Raw genomic sequence first — 21930 nt, forward strand, 5'->3', positions numbered from 1 at the left:
CCGGTCTACGGCCGGGAGGCAAATTGCGCAGGGAATCCGTCATGTCAAATCGACTGAAATCCAAAGACACCAGGTTGTCGAGTGACGACGTCGCGCAGAACGCGGAAACGTCGGCACCCTCCTTGGTCCCAGCTTATTTCCTCGCTCTCGGTACCTTTGCCATCGGCACCGAAGGCTTCATGATTGCGCCTCTTCTACCAACCATCGCCGACGATCTGGGGATGAGTATTTCGACGACCGCCATGCTGGTCGTCGTATTTACGCTCGTCCTGGCCATCAGCTCGCCGATCACGACCGTCGCCACCGGACGCATGAATCGCCGAGACACGCTGATCGTGGCGATGACGTTGTTCACTGCTGGTAATCTTGCCGCTGCGTTCTCTTCTACCTTTAGCACTCTACTCGTAGCGCGCGTCCTGATGGCGGTGGCATCGGGTCTTTACGTCCCAAGTGCCAATGCGCTCGCGGGTGCCATCGCTGGTCCGCATAGACGCGGCCGTGCCCTGGCGATTGTCAGCGGCGGAATGACCATCGCGATTGCACTTGGTCTGCCCCTCGGCGCGCTGGTTGGCCATGCGTTTGGTTGGCGTGCCACGTTCCTAGCTGTTGCGTTTATGGGCCTCATTGCGATCATCGGCATTCTGGCGGGCATACGCCGTCAGGTGGGAGACGGTATGACCGTTGCCAGCCTTTCCGAACGGGTCAGTGTTGTCCGCCAGACGGCGATACTTGAGCTACTCGCAGTCACCCTGTTCTGGTCTCTCGGGGCCTATACTGCGTACCCTTACATAGCGCCCTATTTGAAATCTGAGCTTGGCTTCGGAGTGACCGGCATCGCCGCAACCGTTTCAATGTGGGGAATCGCCGCTGCCGTTGGAGTAACCACAGGCGGAGCGCTAAACGACCGGTTCGGCTCGCGAAAGGTTGCTACAGCTTCACTGATCCTTCTGGCGCTCTCCTTCGTTGCACTTGCCGCAGTGACGGGCTTGACGCCAACAGCTGCATTAGTTCCAACTCTTGTTGCGATCGCCGCGTGGGGTTTCAGCGTCTGGTCCTTCTTCCCGGCGCAAATGGCGCGTCTCATCCAGGCCTCGTCACCGTCCCAGGCATCGGTATCTCTCTCGTTGAATACCTCGACGATGTATCTGGGTTTCTCTATCGGAAGCGCTATAGGAGCGGCCATCGTTGGTGCCGGCGACATCTGGCTCATCGGAGTGGCAGCAGGTGCAGCTGAAATAATCGCGCTGCTCCTTGACCGGCGCTTCAAGCGCCAAGGGGTTTGAGCACAAACAACCCTTGAATGCTCGGCGGCGATGTCGAACATCGCCGCCGAGCTTTTCGTCATTCGCGTATTACGGCATCGGATCGGGATCGTCGATAACTACGAGCCCGTGCCCCTCTGCGTTCAATGCATCTCGTACCGACTGCCTCTCAGATACAAGTTTGAGCAAATTCCTCACTCGTGGATACTCATCGGTCGCGATACCGAAGTGCCTCGTCCAGCTCCCAATCACAAAGAGATACGCATCGGCGGCCGTGAAGGTTTCCCCGGTCAGGAACGGGCCTTTGAGGCTCTCGTTAAGGAACCCGAGGCGGCTACGGATACGCTGCAAGACGAGCGTCCGCATTTCGTCTTCGATCGGCCAGAACATCGGGACGAAGCTCTTGTGCAGTTCCGCCGCCACGTAGCTCTGCCACTCCATGACACGGTAGCGCGGCATGGTGCCCGGTTCCGGCATAAGGTCACGACGCCCAGCGAGATCACAGAGGTACTGAGCGATCACGAGGTTCTCGGTCAGCATCTCGCCGTTTTCTAGTTCCAGAAGCGGTACCATTCCCCGCTGGGCGACCGTCCAGTAGTCGGAACCATCCGCGCGAACTTTGGCAGTGACATTGATCACCTCGAGGTCGAAAGGTAGACCCGTCTCGCGCAAAAGGATGTGGACGGAGAGCGAGCTTGCCCCGGGATGCGTGTAAAGTTTCATTGCATGATCTCGATTGAAGGTGAGAGGTTAGACAACGGTATCCGGTGTGAATTTTACGCCGGTTGATTTTTGCGACAGAACCATGGGGTTTCCCGACTTCCACGGCAGTCGTCGGCGATTTCCAGCCGAACTCCGGACCGGAAAGAGATTGCACTTACGAACTGCGAACGACGCTCTGTATCGACCAGGTGGTCCCCTGCCGGAGACGGCATGACCCACTTTTTGGTCAGCTGCCGATTCACATGACCGATAGCGGTCTGTTTTCGTTTGAGCCAAGAGACGTCGCGCGATCACAGTTGAGCCAACGCCGTCTCTCAGTTCCCGTTGTTAGCTCAGAGCTGCCTCCGCGAGTGGCAGCGAACGGATGCGTTTTCCGGATGCCGCAAAGATGGCGTTCGCGAGCGCACCTGCGGCAGCAGCCGTTGCGGCCTCACCCACGCCGCCCGGGCTCTCCTGGCTCTTGATGTGATAGATTTCGATCTTGGGGATCTCGTTGATCCGGAGCGCACGGTACATATCGAAATTGGTCTGGTCGACCGCCCCTTCGGTGAAGGTGACCTGATTGTACATGGCGCTGCTCAGCCCGAAAATCACACCTCCCTGCATCTGGGCTTCTACGGTATCGGGGTTGATCGTCATACCACAATCGACCGCGATGACCGATCGAAGAAGCTTCACTTCTTCTTTCGTAATCTCGATATCGAGGACGTGTGCGAGATAGCTTCCGAACGCCACCTGAAGGGAGACCCCCCGGCCTCTTCCGGCTGGAAGCTTTTCGCCCCAGCCCGCCTTCTCCGCCGCCTCGTTCAGGACCGCCAGCGCGCGCGGGTTTTTGGTCAGCATCCTGCGTCTGAATTCAACGGGATCCTGATTTATCGCCGCGGCCATTTCATCCACGAAGCTTTCAACTACGAAGAGATTGTGCGACGGACCAACTCCACGCCACCAGCTCGTATTGACGCCGTCGGGCTCGTTGCGGACATAATCCACGAAAACCGCGTCCTCGTCGTAGGGCGTCTCCGAGGCGCACTCGATGGCATCAGGATCGACGCCCTTGATGAAGGCAGCGGGCGCGTAGCGTGCAAAGATCGAGGATCCTGTCACACGGTGCGTTCGCCCAATGAGCCGACCATCCTCGTCCAGTCCTGCCGCGACCCTGTCATAATAATAGGGGCGGTAGTAATCGTGCGTCATGTCCTGTTCTCGGGTCCAGACGAGCTTCACCGGATACCGGATATCCTTGAGAAGCCGGGCGGCGAGTTCGATCGAATCCACATCAAGGCGACGCCCGAACGCCCCGCCGATCAGCTGATTGTTCACAACTACGCTTTCCTGCGGCAACCCTGTTGCTTCGGCGACTGCCTTCTGTGCCCGGACTGGAACTTGTGTGCCGACCCACATCTCTGCCTTGTGGTCCTGAATGTGAAGCGTGCAATTGAGCGGTTCCAGCGGCGAATGGGACAGAAAGGGCGATTCATAGACAGCGGAAAGCTTCACCGCTGCATTCGAGATCACCGCGGCGGCATCCTTGTCGTTCCGGATGATCACACCCTGTTGCTGCGACGCCTGTGCCAGCTTCTTGACGATCGAATTGAGGTTCATCGATCCATTGGCTCCGGCCTCCCACTCGATCTCAAGTGCATCGACGCCTGCCTTAGCGGCCCACATATGATCGCCGATTACGGCCACAGCATCCGGCAGCTTGACGATATCGCGGACGCCTTTCACTGATCGAGCCGCATTTTCATTCATCTTCAAGATGCGCCCTCCGACTACCGGGCTGATGGCCAGGGTCGCAAATTTCATATTGGGAATGATGATATCTATCCCGTAGATAGCGCTGCCGTTCACCTTATGTGGGGTATCGAGGCGTTTGGCGCGGGTGCCGATCACCCTGAATTCAGAGGGCTCCTTCAGCACAACGTTTTCAGGAACTGGCAACGCCGCAGCTTTGGGCGCGGCCTCGAGGTAGGTCATGGATCGTCCGGTGGCATCGTGATGGACCACACCTAGATCGACACGACATTCGAAGGCCGGCACCGACCAATCGGAAGCGGCGGCCTGAATCAGCATCGTCCGCGCGGCCGCCCCAGCTTGCCTCAAGCGCATCCAGTCGGCCCTCGTCGACGTCGAACCACCAGTTGACTGGTCGAAGAGAAGCGGATCGAGATATTTCGAGAGGTCTGGAGGCGCGGCTTGGAGCTTGACCTGATCAAGTCCGACCTCGAGTTCTTCTGCCATTAGCATAGCGCTGGACGTAAAGATGCCCTGACCGACCTCATGATGAGCCATGATCAGAGTGATGCCGTCATCATCGATCTTGATGAACGCATTCGGGAAGAACGATTTCTGGTTCTCCTGACCGGCGGCGGCTGCGGCTCGCCCGAAGCGCGGCAGCTGGACCGAAAGCACCAATCCACCCGTGGCCAAAACCGTACCCCTCAAGAAATTCCGTCGCGAGTGCAAATTGTTGATCATCGCTCTCTTCTCCGGTCCGGCACCATGGATCTGACAAGGAAGCCCACATTCCGGACAGACAAAATCTGTGAACTTCGATCCGAGAACTTGCCTCCGTATCGAATGGGTTTCTTGAACGATCCGGCAGCAACGGCGAGAACTTAAAAAAGCCTTCCAATCGGAAGCAGTCTCGGCCACAGGCGCATCTTACCAAGTGATTGTTGGAACCGGCATCCGATCCAGGACTCCGCTGAAACGATCTGCCCGGTTATGCGTTGCTAAATGTCTGCAGGAGCTGGTCATGTGAGCTCTGAGCACGCGCAAGGAAGCCTAGAGGCGGGAAAGTGCGGAGTTATGTAGCAAATGTCATAAGCGCCAGATTGTTATTCGCCCTCTCGAGCTTCCCTTACGAGCTGAGTGGCTTCTTCCATTATCTCGATCTCTGTGATTTCCGCATTGGGTCCGCCGAAACGGTGCTCCGAGGCTATTTCCAATGTGGCTTTCTCAAAACGGGCGCGCGCCGCGGCGGCTTGGCGCTTCCTCTCCGGGGAATGTTGGTTTTCACGCGGAACTGAGCCGGTGCGCCTAACCGGCTCAGTTCCGCGTGAAAACCAACACGGGGAATCTAATGCGGTCTTGTCCGGCACTTGCTCGCCCCTAACAATAACGGCCCAATCGACATCCTAAGCCGTCTGGTGGCATTTGCTACATAATTTCGGAAAAGTGCGCCGTGCGCGATGATACAATAATCAACATCAGCCTCGTCGTAGTCTGCTCCCACACGATGAACTGGCAATAGCCGCTGGTAGACCAAAACGTGACAGTCGAGGCATGCCGTCGAAAACAGGGAGTTTGGAAATGGACGCCACCAACACGATCGAAAGCTTCTCAGGAACCTTCAAAGTTGGCGACTACACAATCAACAGGCTTGGGTTCGGTTCCATGCGGCTCACCGGCCGCGGTGTCTGGGGACCCCCGGCGGATATCGAGCAGGCGCTGGCCACTCTGCGCCGCGCTCCAGAGCTCGGCATTAACTTCATCGACACCGCCGATTCCTATGGCCCGGACGTCGCCGAAGAACTGATCGGAAAAGCTCTGGTAGGCCGGAAAGATATCCTAGTCGCCACCAAAGCGGGACTTCGTCGACCAGGCCCCGATCAGTGGGTACCTCACGGCAGACCGGAATACCTGATCGAACGGGCCAAGGGCAGCCTCAAGAAGCTCGGCGTAGAGCGAATCGGCCTTTGGCAACTTCATCGGATCGATCCGCGTGTCCCCATGCAGGATCAGTTCGCGGCGATTCGGCAACTCCTCGACGAAGGCGTGATCGCCAACGCGGGCCTCAGCGAGGTGTCGATCTCCGAGATCGAAATCGCTTCCCGATATTTCAAGGTTGCAACCGTGCAGAACCGCTACAATCTCGTCGACAGAGGAAGCGAGGACGTCCTCGACTACTGCGAACAGAATGGGATCGGCTTCATTCCGTGGTTTCCGCTGGCCGCGGGCGATCTCGCCCGCCCGGGAGGCGTTCTCGACTCCCTCGCAAAACAGCATGCCGCGACACCGGGACAGATCGCCCTCGCGTGGATGCTCAAGCGCAGCCCGGTTATGCTGCCCATTCCCGGGACCTCGAAGGTAACCCACCTCGAGCAGAATGTGGCTGCCGCCCGCATCCAGCTCTCCGCCGACGAATTCCACGAGCTGGACCAAAGCGTCCGTTGACTAACGAGCGTTCTATGCCCTGCCATCGCGAATAACGCGTCGGCGATCTCACTCAAACGCGCAATACAGGTTTATCATGACAATCGACTCGACAGGGTGTTCACCACGCGCGAGTATTTTCCCGATGGTCGCCGGTTCGAAGGCGTGGGTGTAACGCCGGACGTGTGGAGCCCCTTGACACGAAACGAATTGCAGGGCGGTATCGACACGCAACTCGAACTCGCCTCTAAAGCGGTATTCGCCCACTAGCCCGCTAACCGGTGGAAATCTCTCTAACTCAAAACCCGATGATCACACTGCCCCACAACTCGGCGGCTTTGCGCAGATATCTTTGAAAAACTAATCCGGCGGGCCAATTGATGCCGAATGTGCGGCGTTGACCTGACCTAACTCAACTCGTAGCATTTTGGAGAACGCGAAGTGCCACTCCCCATTCCTGCTTCGCCATGGTGGCAAAGTTCCCGGAATGTAGCTTGTCGTCGTAGTTCCAGATGCAGAGCATTGTCGTCTCGTTGTGGATGAAAGCTAGTCCAATGACACTATTGGTCCAGAACCTCGTTCAGCGTGGCGATCTCAGAGCTTAAAATCGCTTCTTCGGTGTGATCTGAAAATTGGTGGACCGAACGGGAGAAAGTTCGAACCAACTGTGGTTAGCAATCACTGAAATGTCGACGTGGGTGGCCCTCCTAAAACACACGAGTTTAGCGTTGGCAGCTCAAACACTCCCCCGGCCTGGCCGATAAGGCTCAAACAAAATAAATGCTGAAATCATCATGCAGGTGGGCGCATTTCCGGCCTTTGCATTGCGTAGGTCTGCGATTTAGTTGACGCGATCACTCGCAGCCAAGTTCGGCTAACGGCAGGTTTACGGGGGACGACCGTTTCGTTTCCTTCCGTCATCCTATGGCGGTTGACCTCGCCAAGTTATCGCAGCGAGCAAGACCTTCAAGGTGGAGTTCTTTCGAGGAGCCCGTAGAGCCCCTCTCCATGCATGGCATGGGCGTCTTGCGGCGAGTCCGGCTTCGACCTCCCTCGCAGCCTACCAATGACGTTTCCCCGACTGAGTATTGTAGGTAGTCCAGCCGCCGCACCCACCCAAACTTAGATTGCAAAAGGCTCCGTTCATAAACCAGTTGTCAAACTACTGATACTAATGTCAGAGCTGATGCATGAGTGCGATGGAATCCGCCCAACGATGATCGGGGGTTGGCGCTGACACGCGACTTAACGCTTCGAGGCGCTGGATACGCCGCGGAATTGCCGCAGTTTTTGTCTTTTGGATCGGGAATCTTAGCATTTCTGTGCAAAGGCGCGATACCGAGGCTTTTCCAATCGATCAACCTTCGATAGCCATTCGTCAAAGGTAGTCTGCAAGTCAAGGGCGCAGGGGCAATTATCTTGAGTACGGTGATTTCAATCGGAATGTTCGTTCGCGACCTGATCCTTCAGGTCGCGGGAATGCTTACGCAGGAGTGGGTGCCGGGTCTGGTGGCCTTGGTGCTTGTCCTGATCCTGATTTGGGCCGCCGGAGCGTTTTGGAGCCGGACGGGCCGACAGTTGCGCGCTATCCGTTGGTTGACCCTGTTGATCAAAGGCAAGACTACCAGCCGGGATTTTAGTGCGGACATCGAACAGCTGTCGGACACTATCAAAGCAGGCGTAGGCCGATCAGGCTCCCGGCGTCATTTGGCAACGGCATGGGCTGAGTACCGAGAGACCTTCGTCGCGCATGAAGAAGATGGCGTTGTTGTTCTACGGAACGCCGTCCGTCCGTCTGTCTTCATGAACCCGGAGGATCTCGATTTCGGTCCTGGTATGTGGCGCATCGCTCCCAGCCTCTTTGTGACGGGTGGATTATTTCTCACATTCCTCGGCCTGATCTCCGCGCTGCACACGATGTCAGCGAGCGAGATCAATAGCCACACGATGGCGACGCTTCTTCAGATCGCCTCGGCCAAATTCATCATGTCGCTAACAGGCCTGTTTTGCTCTATCGTCTTCACGCTGGTGTTCCGAAGCTTCTATGGGCGGGTCGACAAAGGGCTGCATGACCTTTGTCGAGCCATTGAAGACAAGCTGACCTACATCAGCTTGGAAGAGCTGGCTGCAGAACAATTGAGAGCCACCCGCGAGCAGCGTGAGCATTTCCGTCTGATCGGCATGGAACTGGTCGCGGAAATAGGCCGCCCTCTCCGCGAAGAGCTTCCTGCCGCTATCTCCAATTCCATCAGCAAGGCGATGGATCCCCTGATGGACCGTGTCGGCAGAATGGGAGCCGAGGGCGTCGGTGATCTCGTTTCGGGCCTTTCGACCCAGTTGACCGACAAGGTCGGGATCGCGTTATCCGAAGCGGCACAACGCATCTCAGATGCAGGATCGCAGATCGGCCGCCTGGCAGAACGCATGGACATAAGTTCGGGCCGGATGGGCAGCGAAATGGAAACCGTTGCCGCGCGTGTCGCCCAGGCGGTCGACGATCTTCGCGCATCGATGTCCGCAACAGCCGAGAGTACGGGCGGCGCGTTCACCGAGGGCGCGGAGAGGCTCTTGGCTGTCATGAACCAGACGCTCGAAGGCATCCGCGACAACACAGGCGAAAGCGCACGGGCAATGTCCGCGGCCGCGGAAGATATGCGGAGGTCGGCAGCGGCGTTCCGCCAGGAAATTGAAGCCGCCGCAAAAGACGGGACCGAGGCCGCACACGCACGTATGCAGGCGGCGACCGATCAGGCGAGTGGCATTATCGGAACCGTGGGCCAGGGTGTGGCCGACGCGTTCGCCAGAACCAGCTCGGACATTGCCCGCGTTGCCGCAGAGCTTTCCGAAAAGGCGGCCAGGGAAGTGATTTCTCCGATGGAGAGGATTGCCCAGCAGCTGGGAGACATGGTGACAAAGCTTCAACAAGGAAGCTCTGACCTTAGACGCATGTCTGATGGCGTACGCGCGGGCGCGGACGCTTCGTCCGACGCTGCCGCGAACTTCAAGAGCGCTTCGGGCGATCTGATGGCAGCCGCAATGCCAATCCGGACGATCTCCGAACGCATGGAAACGTCGCTGCGCCACTTGGCCGAAACCACGCGGGATACTGCTACGACTGTTTCGGAAGCCGCGGAGACGACCGCGCAATCGGCCGCGAACGCGCTTGAAAGTGCACGGATGATCCTCGGCAGCGAGGCACGATCGATCGAAGCCGCGCTTGCCGGGATCTCCAACGTGGTCGAAAGGATGAAAGGCCAGGGAGACAGGCTGGACGACATGGACGAGAAGCTGGGCCGAGCGTTCGAGACCTACGCCGATCAGGTCGCGAAAGCCGTGGAAGGTATGTTCGCTCATGTGCGCGACATCCAGGAACGGCTAAGTCCGGCACTCGATACCATGAGCAGCATCGTCGCCCAGATGGAAGAATTCTCGCCGCAATCCAGGAGAGCATGATGCGCGGCAGCGTTAGGAGGAGCCATCAAGAGGAAGAGGAAGAAAGCGCATTCGTGTCGATGACCGACATGACGGTCAGCTTCCTTTTCATTGTCATGCTGTTGCTCGCGTTCTTCGCCAGCCAGTACAGCGAAACCGACAAGGTTCCGCGCAGCCAGCTTGTGGCTGAACAGGATGCTCGGAAAGCCGCCGAAGCGAAGGTTGAGGATCTGCAGAAAGTGATCCTCGAAAAAGACGTTCGCATCCAGGAATTGACAGACCTCGTAAAAGCGCGGGACTCGACGATCGATGCCCAGAAGCAGCTGATTGCCGATCTTCAAGCCGAGATCGCCCAACTGGTGGCGAAAATCAAAGAACTCGAAGCGAAATTGAATGTCGCGGATCCGCTCGAAGCATATCTTGCCGATGCCCGTGAGGAGCGCCGCCGGATCCTCGAAAAGTTGAAGATACAGCTCAATATCGATTTTCCGGATCTGAAGGTTGAACTGAGCGAACAATCGGATGCCCTGCGCTTTCAGGGAGATGGGCTTTTCGCGACGAATTCTTTCGAGCTAAGGCCAGACCGCAAACAGATAGTGACGAGCGTTGCGAAGCGCTTGTCGGAGATCCTGCCCTGCTACACCGTCGGCCAGCGCTCTTCCTGGAATGATCACTGTAATCCTGGCGGCGTCGTGATTGAAGCTTTACAGATCGAGGGGCACACCGACGGCACGGGCCAGCCCATTGGCAATCTGACACTGTCGACCAACCGCGCGAACTCGACGTTCATCGCGATGACGGAGAGCGAGCCCGGGCTCATCGATTTCCAGAACCTCCGCAGACAGCCCGTTCTATCCGTCGCCGGCTACGGCCAGATGCGACCTGTCGCCGACAATGCAACGAAGGCGGGCCGCGACACCAACCGCCGCGTCGACATCCGCATCATCATGTACACTCCCGGACGCTCCGAAGACGTCGAAAGGATCAGGAAAGCCCTGGCCATCGGTAACATGGAGGGGATTGAAAACTGAGCCTCCGAGACAAACTCCTGCGGCCGCCGCGTTTCGAAATGACGGCCCTGCCCGCCCTCAACCGGTTACTTGCGTCTGCCGATCGGATCTACTCGCGCTGGCCCGACGCGGTCGGCAATCCGCCAGAGAGCGATAGGGAACGACTCGTTCAGGAGGTCCGAGAGCGCGTCCTTACCAACTCTTGGGATGGGGCGAAGATGTATCTCGTCACTTCGGCCGCTCGAGCGCTGTTCGACGAGGAGCGGCGAGCCAGGCCGGATCTGCAGCCGCTGAGGGAATTCTACTTTGACGAAATCAGGGCTTCTACCCGTTCCGGCTTCCTCAACGCGATTTTCGCCGTCTATCTGTCGACATTTTCACCCGGCGCGCAGCATACCCGGCAACTGGCCGAGGCTCTTTCGCGATCGACCGAACATCTCGGACCGAGATCGCGGCAGATCATCGATGCAGTCCCGATCATTCTCGATCCGTACAGGGCACACGAGGGCGTCGCGAGCCTGATGTCGACCATGGCGGACCCGTGGACCGAGCTGAAGCAATTGGGACTGAGAAAACCCCATGACATGGGGTTGATGGCTGAAGCGCATCTCGCCTTCGTCGATCACGTCAGACCGGGCCTCAAGCACCGCGGCGAGATGGAGAGATTGATCGGCTGGCTCAAGCCGGAACGGCACGAAGCCAAGGTTTCAGGCGCTTCAGAGGCGATCGAAGGTCTTCTGGATCATTGGCGGCTTCAAGCTCCGCCCCCCGACGATCTGAGATATCTGACAGAGAATCTGGTTTCCCTATACGGAGACCCGCGGGTGACGCGCAGCAGTGCCTGGATGGGCGTCACGGCAGAGACGATGGCTGTATTCATGCGATGGCTGACCGGAGAAAACATCCGGTTTTTCCTCGATGTAGTGTCAGCAGTCGAGAGCAGCCATATGTGGGAGCCACGACGCAAGTTTTGGCTGGGTCTGCATCGGCAGGGTCGGATTGACGCCGCTTGGGTTGCCTTCAGCGACAAAGGTTGGATCGAGGCAAGCAAAAGGACCTCAGGCTCGCGAGCTACGGGCAGACCGGGTTATGGCTCTCAGTCGGCACGCGGCAGCCGATTGGACACGTCACTGCTGATCCTGCAAATCGGTCGGAAGACCGTGGTCGAGGGCTCCCACAACTATATGGTCCACATCTTCGATCAATCGAACCAAAAGGCACCGGTACTCTACCAACCTGCGTACGATTGCGAGGCAATCAGGCTCACACCGGGAGCCAAGGCGAAATCGCACTTGGGTTACTGGGAGGGCTGGGTCATGGAAAACATCTGAGGAACGGTCAGTGAATTTCGATTTCTCGTTCGACAGTGCCGGCGTAACGCTTGCCGCAAAAGCCGAAACAAAGGGCTTGTTGTCCCGTCTGCGTGGCAACGCGACAAAGGTTGACCTTACAAACCTGTCGGCTGATGCACGGGAGGTCGCGTTCGCGATCGCCGACCTGCGGGCGCTTGCCGACCTCATGGGGATTGACCTTTCCGTGTCATCGGACCGGATACAGATACCCCATAGGCTGGCGGCCGCGATCAACGGCGGGACGGCCAGGACCTTGGGAATGCCGCCCACGGTCGACTTCGTCCTGAGAACCGACGCCGAAGGCATAGTCGGCTCATCGAGCTTCCGGCTTCGGTACGAGTGGATCCGGAACGGACAGAAGACTTTCCCGAAGCGAAGCGGCTCTATCTTATCGCTTGGAGCGAGCCGTTACCGTCTGCCCTTGTGGATGGTGGAAGCTTTGAATGTCGCCGACGGCTTCCAGTCCGGACAGGGCGACGCCAGCGACTGGGAAGCATTGGCGAAATTCCGACAGGCACTCGATCCGGGCGTCTCGGTGCACGTCCAAAGCCAGGCGGCTCGTGCGTCAATGACTGACTTTCTCAGCGGTCTGGAAGTCTGCTTGGCGGACAGCTTTTCCATATCGCCAAAGGATGACGGCAATTTCGACGTCGTCCCGTTTTCAGGCAAGCGACTTTCTGACGAGGGTGCCGATTCCGACCTGTTTACGGCCACGGAGGAAATGAGCGAGCTCTCGGGGTCCGCGTTGCAAACCTTTCAGGCAAGGGTGCGAGACCGCGGTGCGCTCGGAGCCTACCGCCTATCACCTGGGAGTTATCTGGTCGTCGACCAAGCCGTAGCGCCCGCGCTGGAAGTCATGGCGAAGATGCAGCACGCGCCCGCCCAAGAGCGGAAAGCGTTCATTGAAAATCCCCAGGCTCTGATTACCGATGCGGTCGAAGCCCGACTCCGGGAGCGCGGCAAGCTTGATGGTCTGTCCGATATTGCCCAGCAGGAGGCTATCGAGGCCGCTGCAGGCCCGCTTCTCGTCGAGACCAAGGAGTTCTCCGAACGTGTCACGGGTGTCGTTGCCTACGAGAAGCTCTCTCTCGACGTAGACATGGGTAGCGGAAGCACATGGCTGCCGGAAGGTTTCAGCAAGCGTCTCCAGGCAGCGCTCGCGAATATGCCCACTTCGCGGTTGATCTCCCTGCGCGACGAGGTTAGGGCCGACGTGTCCGCGGGACGTGTGTCGACGCCGCTCGGCGACTTGGATATCCCTGCCCGTCCCGAAATGGTGAAGCTGCTCGACGACCGCATTTCGGAACGCGAAGAATTGCCACAAGCGCCTGAACCGGAAGAGGAGGCCGCCGAGCGGGCTAAAGGGCCTTTCGTGCTCGCGACAGAGGTCAATTTCGACGACTTGAACTGGCATGCGAAGCTCGTGCCAAGAGCAGCGGCCATATCGCCGACGGTTCCGCAATCGATCCGCACCTCGTTGAAGCCCCATCAGATCGAAAGCTTCAAGTGGCAGGTCGACGCCTGGGAGGCTGGTCTGCCAGGCATCCTCAACGCCGACGAACAGGGGTTGGGAAAGACCCTCCAGACAATTGCGTTTCTCGCCTGGTTGAAGGAACACATGGCGCAGCCGGATGCCAAAACGCGCGGTCCGGTCCTGGTCGTCGCGCCGACCTCGCTGCTTGAGAACTGGGAGCAAGAGGTGAAGGGCCATATGCACGACCCTGGCCTTGGCCATGTCATCAGGCTATACGGCGGGAATATTTCCGGGCGAAAGATACACGGCGCGAAGGGCAAGGACACCGATGACGGAGACGTCAAGCTGGATTTCAGCTCGCTTCACGAGGCTATCGCGGAAGACCGTGCCCACAGATTCTGGATTTTGACGACGTATACCACGCTCACCAACTACCAGCATTCGCTGGCGCGCATCCCTTTCTCAGCGGCCGTTTTCGACGAGATCCAGTCGATAAAGAATCCGGTCAGTCTCCGCGCTGTCGGTGCTCGCGCCATCAACGCCAATTTCCGCATCGGGCTGACGGGCACCCCGATCGAAAACGCGACGGTCGATCTCTGGGCGATCATGGATCAACTCGCTGGCGGTGCGCTTGGTACTCTCAAGGAGTTCCGCGCCAAATATTCCGAGCCCGACACGGGCAATATGACCGAGCTGTATCAGCGGACGTTTGCATCGGTCGACGGCAAGCCGCCTCTCGCGATCAGACGGCTGAAAGAGGATGTGGCGAAAGACCTGCCGGAGAAGACCCGGAAAGTCCACCCGCGCTTGATGCCCCGAGACCAGGCGACGGTTTACGACGACGCGCGGGTCAAGCTCGCCGCTGGCGGTCTGGGTGCACAATTAAAAATGCTCCATCATATCCGCACTGTTTCGGTGCATCCGAATATGGCCATGGTCGGCGGGGACGAGGATTTCATAAAGGCATCGGCGCGACTGAGCGCCGTGATCGACATACTCCGCTCGATAAGGGCCAAGAATGAACGTGCGCTCGTATTCATCGAACATCGCCAGATGCAGTATCGCTTCATCGAGTTGGCGAAGGCAGAGCTCGGTCTCAAACACGTCGACCTGATCAACGGCGAAACACCGATCCATCATCGACAAGCCATCGTAAACAGGTTCCAGCAACATCTGAAGGTAGATGCCGGGTTCGATCTCTTGGTCCTCGGCCCCAAGGCGGCTGGCACCGGGCTGACGCTAACGGCCGCAACACATGTCATCCATCTGTCCCGCTGGTGGAATCCCGCTGTCGAAGAGCAGTGCAATGACCGCGTTCATCGGCTGGGGCAGACCAAGGCAGTTTCCATCCATTTGCCCTTGGCTATCCATCCCGAGTACCGGGAGGATTCATTCGACTGCCTTCTGCAGAGCCTGATGACGCGGAAACGTCGCCTTGCTAGTTCGGCGCTTTGGCCGATGGGCGATACGCAGGCGGACGTCGCCGAGCTACAGAAGCTCATCGGATCCGAGCGGAAAGCTGAAGCCGGGAACCCGCTCGAGCAAGCGGTCAAAGGCATGTTCGCTCGTGACCGCATCGAACCCACGTCCTCGGAAGCAGACGGATCGATCCGGCTGCCTTAGGGCGGAAGCTTGCGATGTATCTGTTGCCCCGCTCCACATACAACCTCGCTGCTGGCGGCCCAACACCCGCGGCGGGATCGCAACGTGAAATTGGTTGATCGCAATATCGTTTTGGGAGCAACTACGCGCCCAAAACGCCACCCCCATCAACGATCGACTTCTACTAACGCTTTGGCTATCGCCGGCAGCGCATCGATCTCAAGTCGCTCGAATATCGTGACCAGCCTCATGAGATCCGGCGATAGACAGTAGTCAAAGCGGGCAATAATCGGCTTTGCGACACGATCGACGAGCGCCGCATCGGCTGGGACTTCTCCATCGGCGATGCTGTTCAAGAACGTTTCGACACCACTCAGAGTGCATTCCTGAAGTTCGATGGCGTGAGAGAACCGGACGCACTTGAAATCTTTGTTCTGGAATGCAAGCGCAAGCGTATCCAGCTTCCGCGTGCCCAGCCATGGCAGAACCAGCACCCCCTCGCCGTATGGCATGAGACATGAGCGATCCAGGCCCATTTCGACATATGCTGTCCTCGCGTCCTCCAACATCGCGTTGGCGGCCTTGTCGAGGTAGACATATCTTTCCTGGCCCGAGAGCACCTGCCTCATGGTGGCGACCACATGGTCGTGGATCACCCCTCCGCTTCCCGAGAAATAGGGCGGCTTGCCGCCTCGGGTCGGGCGCACGGTGATCACCCGCGCGGCGTCGTCGATCTCGAGGACAAGCCATCGACGCCCGGCGAAGATCAGCGTCTCTCCTGGCATGAGAGGCGATTCCAGCGGATATGTTCCAAGCGTCTGCGTCTCATGGATGATGCGGTATTCCCGCTCCGTCATGAAGACCGGATAGAATTCATGGGACTCGGTGATCTTCTCGCCGTACTCGCCGACCATGAGCAAACCCTCGGGCGATTGCTCGATAAGCTTGTTTTCAGGCAACGCCATGCAGCGCAACAAAGAAGCGAAAAGGGCACGGTCGACCGCTTTGAAGGGCCCCCTCTCGCAAAGGGTCTTAAAGGCTGGGATCGGTCGGGTACCCCCGGTCTGGAGTATCAACGCCAGGATCTGGTGGACCAGTGTCGACAGGTGAAGGCCTGCAGGCAAGGGAGGCTCGCACCAGTTCGCCCTGAGGCATTCGACCATCGCGATGGACTGGATGAGACCTAGATTGAGCCGATCGACGGGATGCCGACCACGTATAGGCGGTTGCTCGATAACGAACATGCGAAGGACCGCGGGCTTTCCCGACCGCCTGCCGGAACGTCCTAACCGTTGCCGGAGGGAGGCGACGGAAAAACCGGGCCCGATTTGGCCGATCGTCTCGACGTCTCCGATATCAATGCCGAGCTCGAGCGTCGTCGTGGCAACGGCGGTCGTGGGTCGGGGATCGTCACGAAGCCGCACTTCGACGTCTTCGCGTTCGACTTTGGACAGATTACCGTGATGCGGAAAAAACTCGTTCGGAAGATGAGTGTCTTCGCACATGGTCCGCAGTCTGTCCGAATACATCTCGACCCTTTCACGCGAACCCGCGAACAACAGGTTGCGGCTTCCCCTCATGAAGCGGAACAAGTCGTCGGCCAGTTCGTGAGGTATACCGTGTCTTTCGGGACCGACCTGTCCCTCCAAAGTATCTTCGTCAGGTTCGGGCTCGGCCCCGTCAGTGGGCTGCTCGCGCTGATTTTCGTAGTATCCTCGGATCTGAAGCTTCAATCCGTTGCCCTGGTCCTCGCCCTGGACCAGTTCGACTTCGTAGCCTTTGCCCGGCCGAAGCGCCGCGGCGGCAAGCCTCATGTCGCCCAGCGTAGCGGACAGACCGATGCGGTCGATTCGATCCCGCCCCGCTTCGATCTCGATGCGGTTCAAGATCGACTGGAGCTGCATGCCTCTCTCCGTGCCGATAAATGCGTGCAATTCGTCGATAACCACGGCGTCCAAGGAGGAGAAGAGATAGCGGATCTCGTTGCCCCGGCGGACGAGCAGCGCTTCGAGGGATTCCGGGGTTATAAGGACGATACCTGACGGTCGCCTACGAGCGCGGGTCTTGGCGTCGGCCGAAACGTCGCCGTGCCACTTATGGAGCATGACGTCACAGGCCTCGCACAAGGGCTGAAGACGTCGATACTGATCGTTGATCAGGGCCTTCAGCGGACTGACGTAGAGGACCGCAAATCCTCCTTCGGCATCCACGCGCTGTTTGATGCGGGTCAGAAGCGGCAACACCGCCGCCTCGGTCTTACCAGCCGCTGTCTTCGCGGAGACGACTACGTCGCCACCCTTTAACACCGCCGGAATGGCTTTTTCCTGAACATCGCGCAGTGATTTCCACTTCTGCTGCCATATCCACTTGCGGACCGGCTCCGAAAGACGGTCAAAGGCTGAGGGTTGCAAGTTCGTCGTCCGGATCCTCGCCGTCGGCCGCAAGGTCATGGTCCGATGCGCCCTGTCGGTCTTCGGGTACTTCCAGGCCGCTGAGGAGCTCTTGCCATTTCGTCCCAGGGTTCTGTTCCAGAACGGCAAGCAGATCAACAAACGCCTTTACCGTATTGCGTGGCGTACGGAAGTACGCCTCGCCGATTCGGTTCGCACAATGGTCCATGAATGCAGTCAGGGCCTCATCTGGCACGAGCCATTTACCTTGGTCGCCCGCGGCGAACACGTCTCGCAGACGCTCGAGCAGATGGTACAATTCCTCGGGTGTGAGGCTAGGAAGATTGATAACAGGCCCGGCGTAGTCCGTTAGCCCGTTCACGGCGAAACTGTTTTCTGCGAGGCGGCTCTGCAGGGCTTCGTAGGAATAGAGTCCACGGCGTGTATCCAGCAGGAACTCCGGTGTTCCTCCCAGAACGAAGCCGATGCCTTCGGTGGTTCCCTGAAGCACGTCGTTCAATATCCTCAGGATTTGCTCGTAGTTCTGCTTCCTCGCCTGCGCGCTTTGGAGCTTGTATAGGTTGACAAGCTCGTCAAGGCAGACAAGCAGACCCCCGAACCCAGCAATTCTGACGAAGCGGGCAAGCAGTCTGAGACCGTCATAGAAGGATGCGTCGTCGATGATGGTCCGGACGCCGAGATCAGCTTTCGCCTCGGTTCGGGTGGTATATTCGCCGCGAAGCCAGCGCATTGCGGCATCCTGAAGTGTCGTATTTCCGTCCTCGTAGCCACGTGCATACGCGGCGATCACGGCCGCGAAATCGTATCCCGCTACCATTTCACGGATATCGCCGAGGCCTTCCTTTACGGCTGTATCAACCGAGATCCTGTTGGCGGTCGCTCGTTCGGTCGCCTTCTGGATATAGCTTTCGAGGATGTTTCTGAGAGCCCCGCCGTCGGGCGCGGTGCGGGTGGCAAGGCTTCGTACCAGTTCGGCATAAAGCGAGCGCGCCTGACCGCTGGTCGCGTGGATTCTCCTGTCGGGAGACAGGTCCGCCTGGCATACTGCCAGCTTCGACTGAAGCGCGATCTGGCGGACGAGAAACAGGAAGAAGGTCTTACCCGCGCCATACGCGCCGATCACGAATCTAATGCTTGCGCCACCGTCCGACACGCGCTGGATGTCGCGGATCATAGCCTCGATCTCGCGCTGGCGTCCTACCTGAATATGCTGCAACCCAAGGCGGGGAACCACCCCTGCCCTGAGTGCGCTGATTACCGTATCTCGATCGCGCGGCTTGATGGCCGGGGGCTTGCCTGTCATGTGGATATGCCTTCTGCGTTCTGTGAGTTGGATGGTGGTGCCTCTAATTGAGGCAGAAGATAGACGTTGATGTCGACCGGATCGTCACCCTCGAGCAACAACTCGTCGAAGCGGTCGAGGCTCCAGTCATTGATGGCTTCCCGCGCGGCTCCCGGCATCAGGCCGGCCTCCTTGACAACCCGCTCGAAATCGGGGAGCGACCAGGAGTTCCTGTCCACCAGAATCCTGAGCAGAGAGCCATAACGCTGCTCCAGCCCTTCGAACAACTCGTCCTGGCGAATTTCCGGCTCAGGAGCGGAATCGACAGTGATTGCCTCCTCCGTGGCATCATCATCTGTAAAGATGTCTGCCAGCACGCTCGCGGTGATCCGCGTCTCGCTTCGGATGCTGTTGAGGAGCGTGGCGTCGATCTTCGTCGTCGGCCGATCGGACGGTGCAGGGGGAATAGGCGATCCTGCGGCTCGATCGCCGGGCGGTATGATCATGCTAAGGCCGTCATTATCCGCGAGCCGCCGCTGGGCACCGTCGTGGAGCCGATCGTAGAGGACCTTATTATCGAGGCCCATACGCTTAAAGAGGAACTCGAGTTTTTTGACTTCGTCCGCGTGAACCTGGCCATCCGCAGCAGCTGTAGCAATGAGCTCCGACGCGATCGCCTCACGGGCGTTGAGCGGGATGTCCTTGAGCTTCTTCATCCAGTCATCGAGTTTGGATGGCGCGACCTCGTAAAGACGAAGTTCTGCCTCGAGGCGAGCCCGTTCGTCTGCATTGATGTTTGGGGTCTTCGCTAACTTCTCTTGAAGAGCCTTGCGCTCCAGCTCGTGGAAATGCCCGTCCGCATGCGCTACCATCACCCCAAGCATGAGACCGAGCTGTGCCTGCCGAAACGCCTCGCCGGGTTCCCGGAGGCTCTCGTCGGCGAGCTTAAACAGGATCACGTGGTCGTCGGCAGCCGCATTCTTCGAAGCGAAAGCCGGGTCGCAGGTCACACCGTAACCGAAAGCGGCCACGAGCTGGCTCAACTCGCGCAGCTTTGGCTTGCTCGGTAGCGCGCCGACGTTATGTTCCGCGAGCGTCGCCAGATCGCTGACAGTAATCGGTTGCATGGCCCGTGCGAACAAATCGAACTTGGCGAGCGGATTTTCTTTTAGGGAAGCGGCTGCGTTTGGTCTCAACGATGCGGGCAACTTGGAAATCGCAGGGAGGTTCGGCGTAAGCCCTGGAAGGCGGCCAAGTGCCCGGCTGTAATCATCGAGCTGGTCCGAACAGTAGTCGAAAATTCTGCGCGCCGTCGTGATCGGCTCCGCTCTTCCCGTAATGTCCGGTATGGCACCGCCGTGGACCGGTATATCGATCTCGAAGCTTGCACTGCACGCCCGGTAGCGCTTGCGAATGGACTTGAAGTTAGATCCCTTAATGCGAAGTCCGTTCGGGTATGTTTTCTTATATTCGACTTCGAACAGAGCCTTCAGAAGTTCGGGCGCACGCCGCGCCGGAGTTCTGACGCGCGTCTCCGGATGCGTCATTGCGAAACTCAAAAGCAGCTCGGGTTCAATGTCCCGTCCATCCCGAACGCGGTGCCCAAGCGCCACCTGGATAACCGAAGGGACTTCGTACCCGTTTGCTTCCACATTGATGAACGAGACCGACGGCTCGCTGTTCTGCAGTTCCGCCGCGTTTAGAAGATCCGATGCATAGCGATGGAATGAACCGTTCCCACCATAGATCGAAAACAGACGCCGAACCTCGGCGAGGACCTCCGCACGGTCTGGTGCGTTGGGCTCCAGCATCAGACGACGCTCGAGCCCGTAGAAGTATAGGAACACGTACCCGATATAGGTGCTCGGATCCGACCGCGGGCTGGCGAGCCAGTCAATATAGGAGCGACGTGCCTCTGGCCTAATCGCGGAATAGGACGGCCAGTAGCCCATCGTATGGCCAGCGGTATCGCCAGTCCTGCCGACGGAAAGCTTGGGATTGATGAGACAGTTCTCGTCCTCAGCGCTGCCACGTTTGCGGAGCGAGGAACCGACATAGATCAGTCCACGAGTTATAACGGTCGACCCGATCGTCACGTGGGTGCTGGACGAAACCCAGCCGCTCTTTGGATCGATCTCCGCTTTCTTCGCATGCGCGGGCTCGTAGCTTTCTTTTGGCGTCGTTGTACGCTTGGCAAACCAGCCCTTTATCGAGGCGTCATGTGCTTCTAGCGACGCTTTCATCGATTGGATTTGCGGGGACTGGGACCTCTTAATCTCTTCGGATTCGGGAGGCGCGACAGGTTGCGAAGCCGTGACCGGCCTGCTGACTTCCGCCGCTGTCGGCTTCGACGCGCGTTCGGAAATCCATTCTCTCACCGCTGCATCATGGACCTCCAACGAGGTCTTCAGCCCAGTCACTGTTTCGGCGGCAGTCGTGGGACCATGCGTTGCCATGACCGGAACCGCCGAGCTTATATCGGCGTCAGGTTGCGCGGCCGTCGGTTTTTCGTAAGCCAAACCTGCGTGGGGGCGGGTCTGCCGTGACTCCTCCTCCGACCCGGTCGGCAGCAACTTCCGTTTCGACTTTCGGCGAAGCACGAAGATAGTTCCAGCCATCGCAAGTGCCGCCACGAGGCTCTCGAAAATCACCAGATCCGCGCCCTTATCCTGAACCTCCGTCGGGGAAGACGGAGTATTAGCCGCAGGCGTTGGGTTCCCCTGAGGTAGGCTTGGCGATTGCGACGAGGAACCGCTAGCGGGGGTTTGAACGGGACTCTGTGGAGCTGATTGGCTGACAGGAGCGGGATCGATCGAGAAGTTTTGCGCGGCAGGTGCGACAGATATCGCCTCTGTCGGAGCTGCAGCCGACGGGACGGACTGATTGTCAGCGGGAGGAGCATCTCTTCCGCCAAAGGCCGCATCCGAAACAGCGGGCACGATAGGTTTGTGAAAGAGCTGCTCGATCGATTTTGTATCAATCACCCCTGTCGGATCGAGGCCATGCGCCTTTTGGAACGCCTTCAGCGCGACAATGGACTTCTTGCCCCACACGCCGTCCGCTGCACCCGGACTAAAACCTTGGTCGGTGAGAGCCTTCTGAATTTCGCGCGGGCTCCGATCGGCGGCATCGACCGGGTCAGTCTGAAACTGAAGCAGCATGCAGGCGGCGGCTGCCGCGTTTAATAACGCCCGAATCTTCAAGGGTGGCCCCACGCCATAGCA

11 protein-coding genes are annotated in these 21930 nt (G+C 58.6%); 6 read left to right on the forward strand and 5 right to left on the reverse strand.

Annotated features, from left to right (window positions below):
• Positions 1-41: 41 nt before the first annotated feature.
• The gene (locus FHT28_RS17550) at positions 42-1283 is read left to right on the forward strand and encodes an MFS transporter (RefSeq protein WP_246703092.1); all 1242 of its coding nucleotides are present in this window, start codon (positions 42-44) and stop codon (positions 1281-1283) included.
• 69 nt (positions 1284-1352) lie between these two features.
• Here FHT28_RS17550 and FHT28_RS17555 read toward each other — a convergent pair whose 3' ends face one another.
• Positions 1353-1985, reverse strand: coding sequence for a glutathione S-transferase N-terminal domain-containing protein (locus FHT28_RS17555; RefSeq protein ID WP_168596896.1), 633 nt, complete (start codon positions 1983-1985; stop codon positions 1353-1355).
• A gap of 327 nt (positions 1986-2312) precedes the next feature.
• Positions 2313-4463, reverse strand: coding sequence for a molybdopterin cofactor-binding domain-containing protein (locus FHT28_RS17560; protein ID WP_168596897.1), 2151 nt, complete (start codon positions 4461-4463; stop codon positions 2313-2315).
• Positions 4464-5300: 837 nt separating this feature from the next.
• Here FHT28_RS17560 and FHT28_RS17565 point away from each other — a divergent pair.
• The 5 genes from FHT28_RS17565 to FHT28_RS36850 all read left to right on the forward strand — a co-directional run bounded on the left by FHT28_RS17565 (position 5301) and on the right by FHT28_RS36850 (position 15034).
• On the forward strand, positions 5301-6164 hold the full coding sequence (locus tag FHT28_RS17565) for an aldo/keto reductase (RefSeq protein WP_168596898.1): 864 nt from the start codon (positions 5301-5303) through the stop codon (positions 6162-6164).
• A gap of 1407 nt (positions 6165-7571) precedes the next feature.
• A complete protein-coding gene (locus FHT28_RS17570; RefSeq protein ID WP_348644996.1) occupies positions 7572-9596 on the forward strand; it encodes a hypothetical protein in 2025 nt (674 codons plus the stop codon).
• A complete protein-coding gene (locus FHT28_RS17575) occupies positions 9596-10606 on the forward strand; it encodes an OmpA family protein (protein ID WP_168596899.1) in 1011 nt (336 codons plus the stop codon). The genes FHT28_RS17570 and FHT28_RS17575 overlap by 1 nt, the downstream gene beginning before the upstream one ends.
• Positions 10607-10644: 38 nt before the next feature.
• The gene (locus tag FHT28_RS17580; protein WP_168596900.1) at positions 10645-11916 is read left to right on the forward strand and encodes an EH signature domain-containing protein; all 1272 of its coding nucleotides are present in this window, start codon (positions 10645-10647) and stop codon (positions 11914-11916) included.
• A gap of 10 nt (positions 11917-11926) precedes the next feature.
• Positions 11927-15034, forward strand: a complete 3108-nt coding sequence (locus FHT28_RS36850) for a DEAD/DEAH box helicase (RefSeq protein ID WP_168596901.1) — start codon at positions 11927-11929, stop codon at positions 15032-15034.
• 146 nt (positions 15035-15180) lie between these two features.
• Here the strand turns inward: FHT28_RS36850 and FHT28_RS17590 are convergent, their stop codons facing one another.
• From FHT28_RS17590 to FHT28_RS17600, 3 genes are read right to left on the reverse strand one after another with little or no spacing between them, the layout of a single operon-like run.
• Positions 15181-17424 (reverse strand): DEAD/DEAH box helicase, encoded by a 2244-nt coding sequence (locus tag FHT28_RS17590; RefSeq protein ID WP_246704883.1) that lies wholly within the window; start codon positions 17422-17424, stop codon positions 15181-15183.
• Complete coding sequence (locus tag FHT28_RS17595; protein ID WP_168596903.1) at positions 17405-18727, reverse strand: ATP-binding protein; 1323 nt, start codon at positions 18725-18727, stop codon at positions 17405-17407. Before FHT28_RS17595 ends, FHT28_RS17590 begins: the two co-directional genes overlap by 20 nt.
• Positions 18724-21909: a TerB N-terminal domain-containing protein gene (locus tag FHT28_RS17600; RefSeq protein ID WP_168596904.1), complete on the reverse strand. Its 3186-nt coding sequence runs from the start codon at positions 21907-21909 to the stop codon at positions 18724-18726. Before FHT28_RS17600 ends, FHT28_RS17595 begins: the two co-directional genes overlap by 4 nt.
• Between the last annotated feature and the right edge of the window lie 21 nt (positions 21910-21930).

It is taken from the genome of Rhizobium sp. SG570, from assembly GCF_012275345.1.
GTDB classification, from domain to species: domain Bacteria; phylum Pseudomonadota; class Alphaproteobacteria; order Rhizobiales; family Rhizobiaceae; genus Rhizobium; species Rhizobium lusitanum.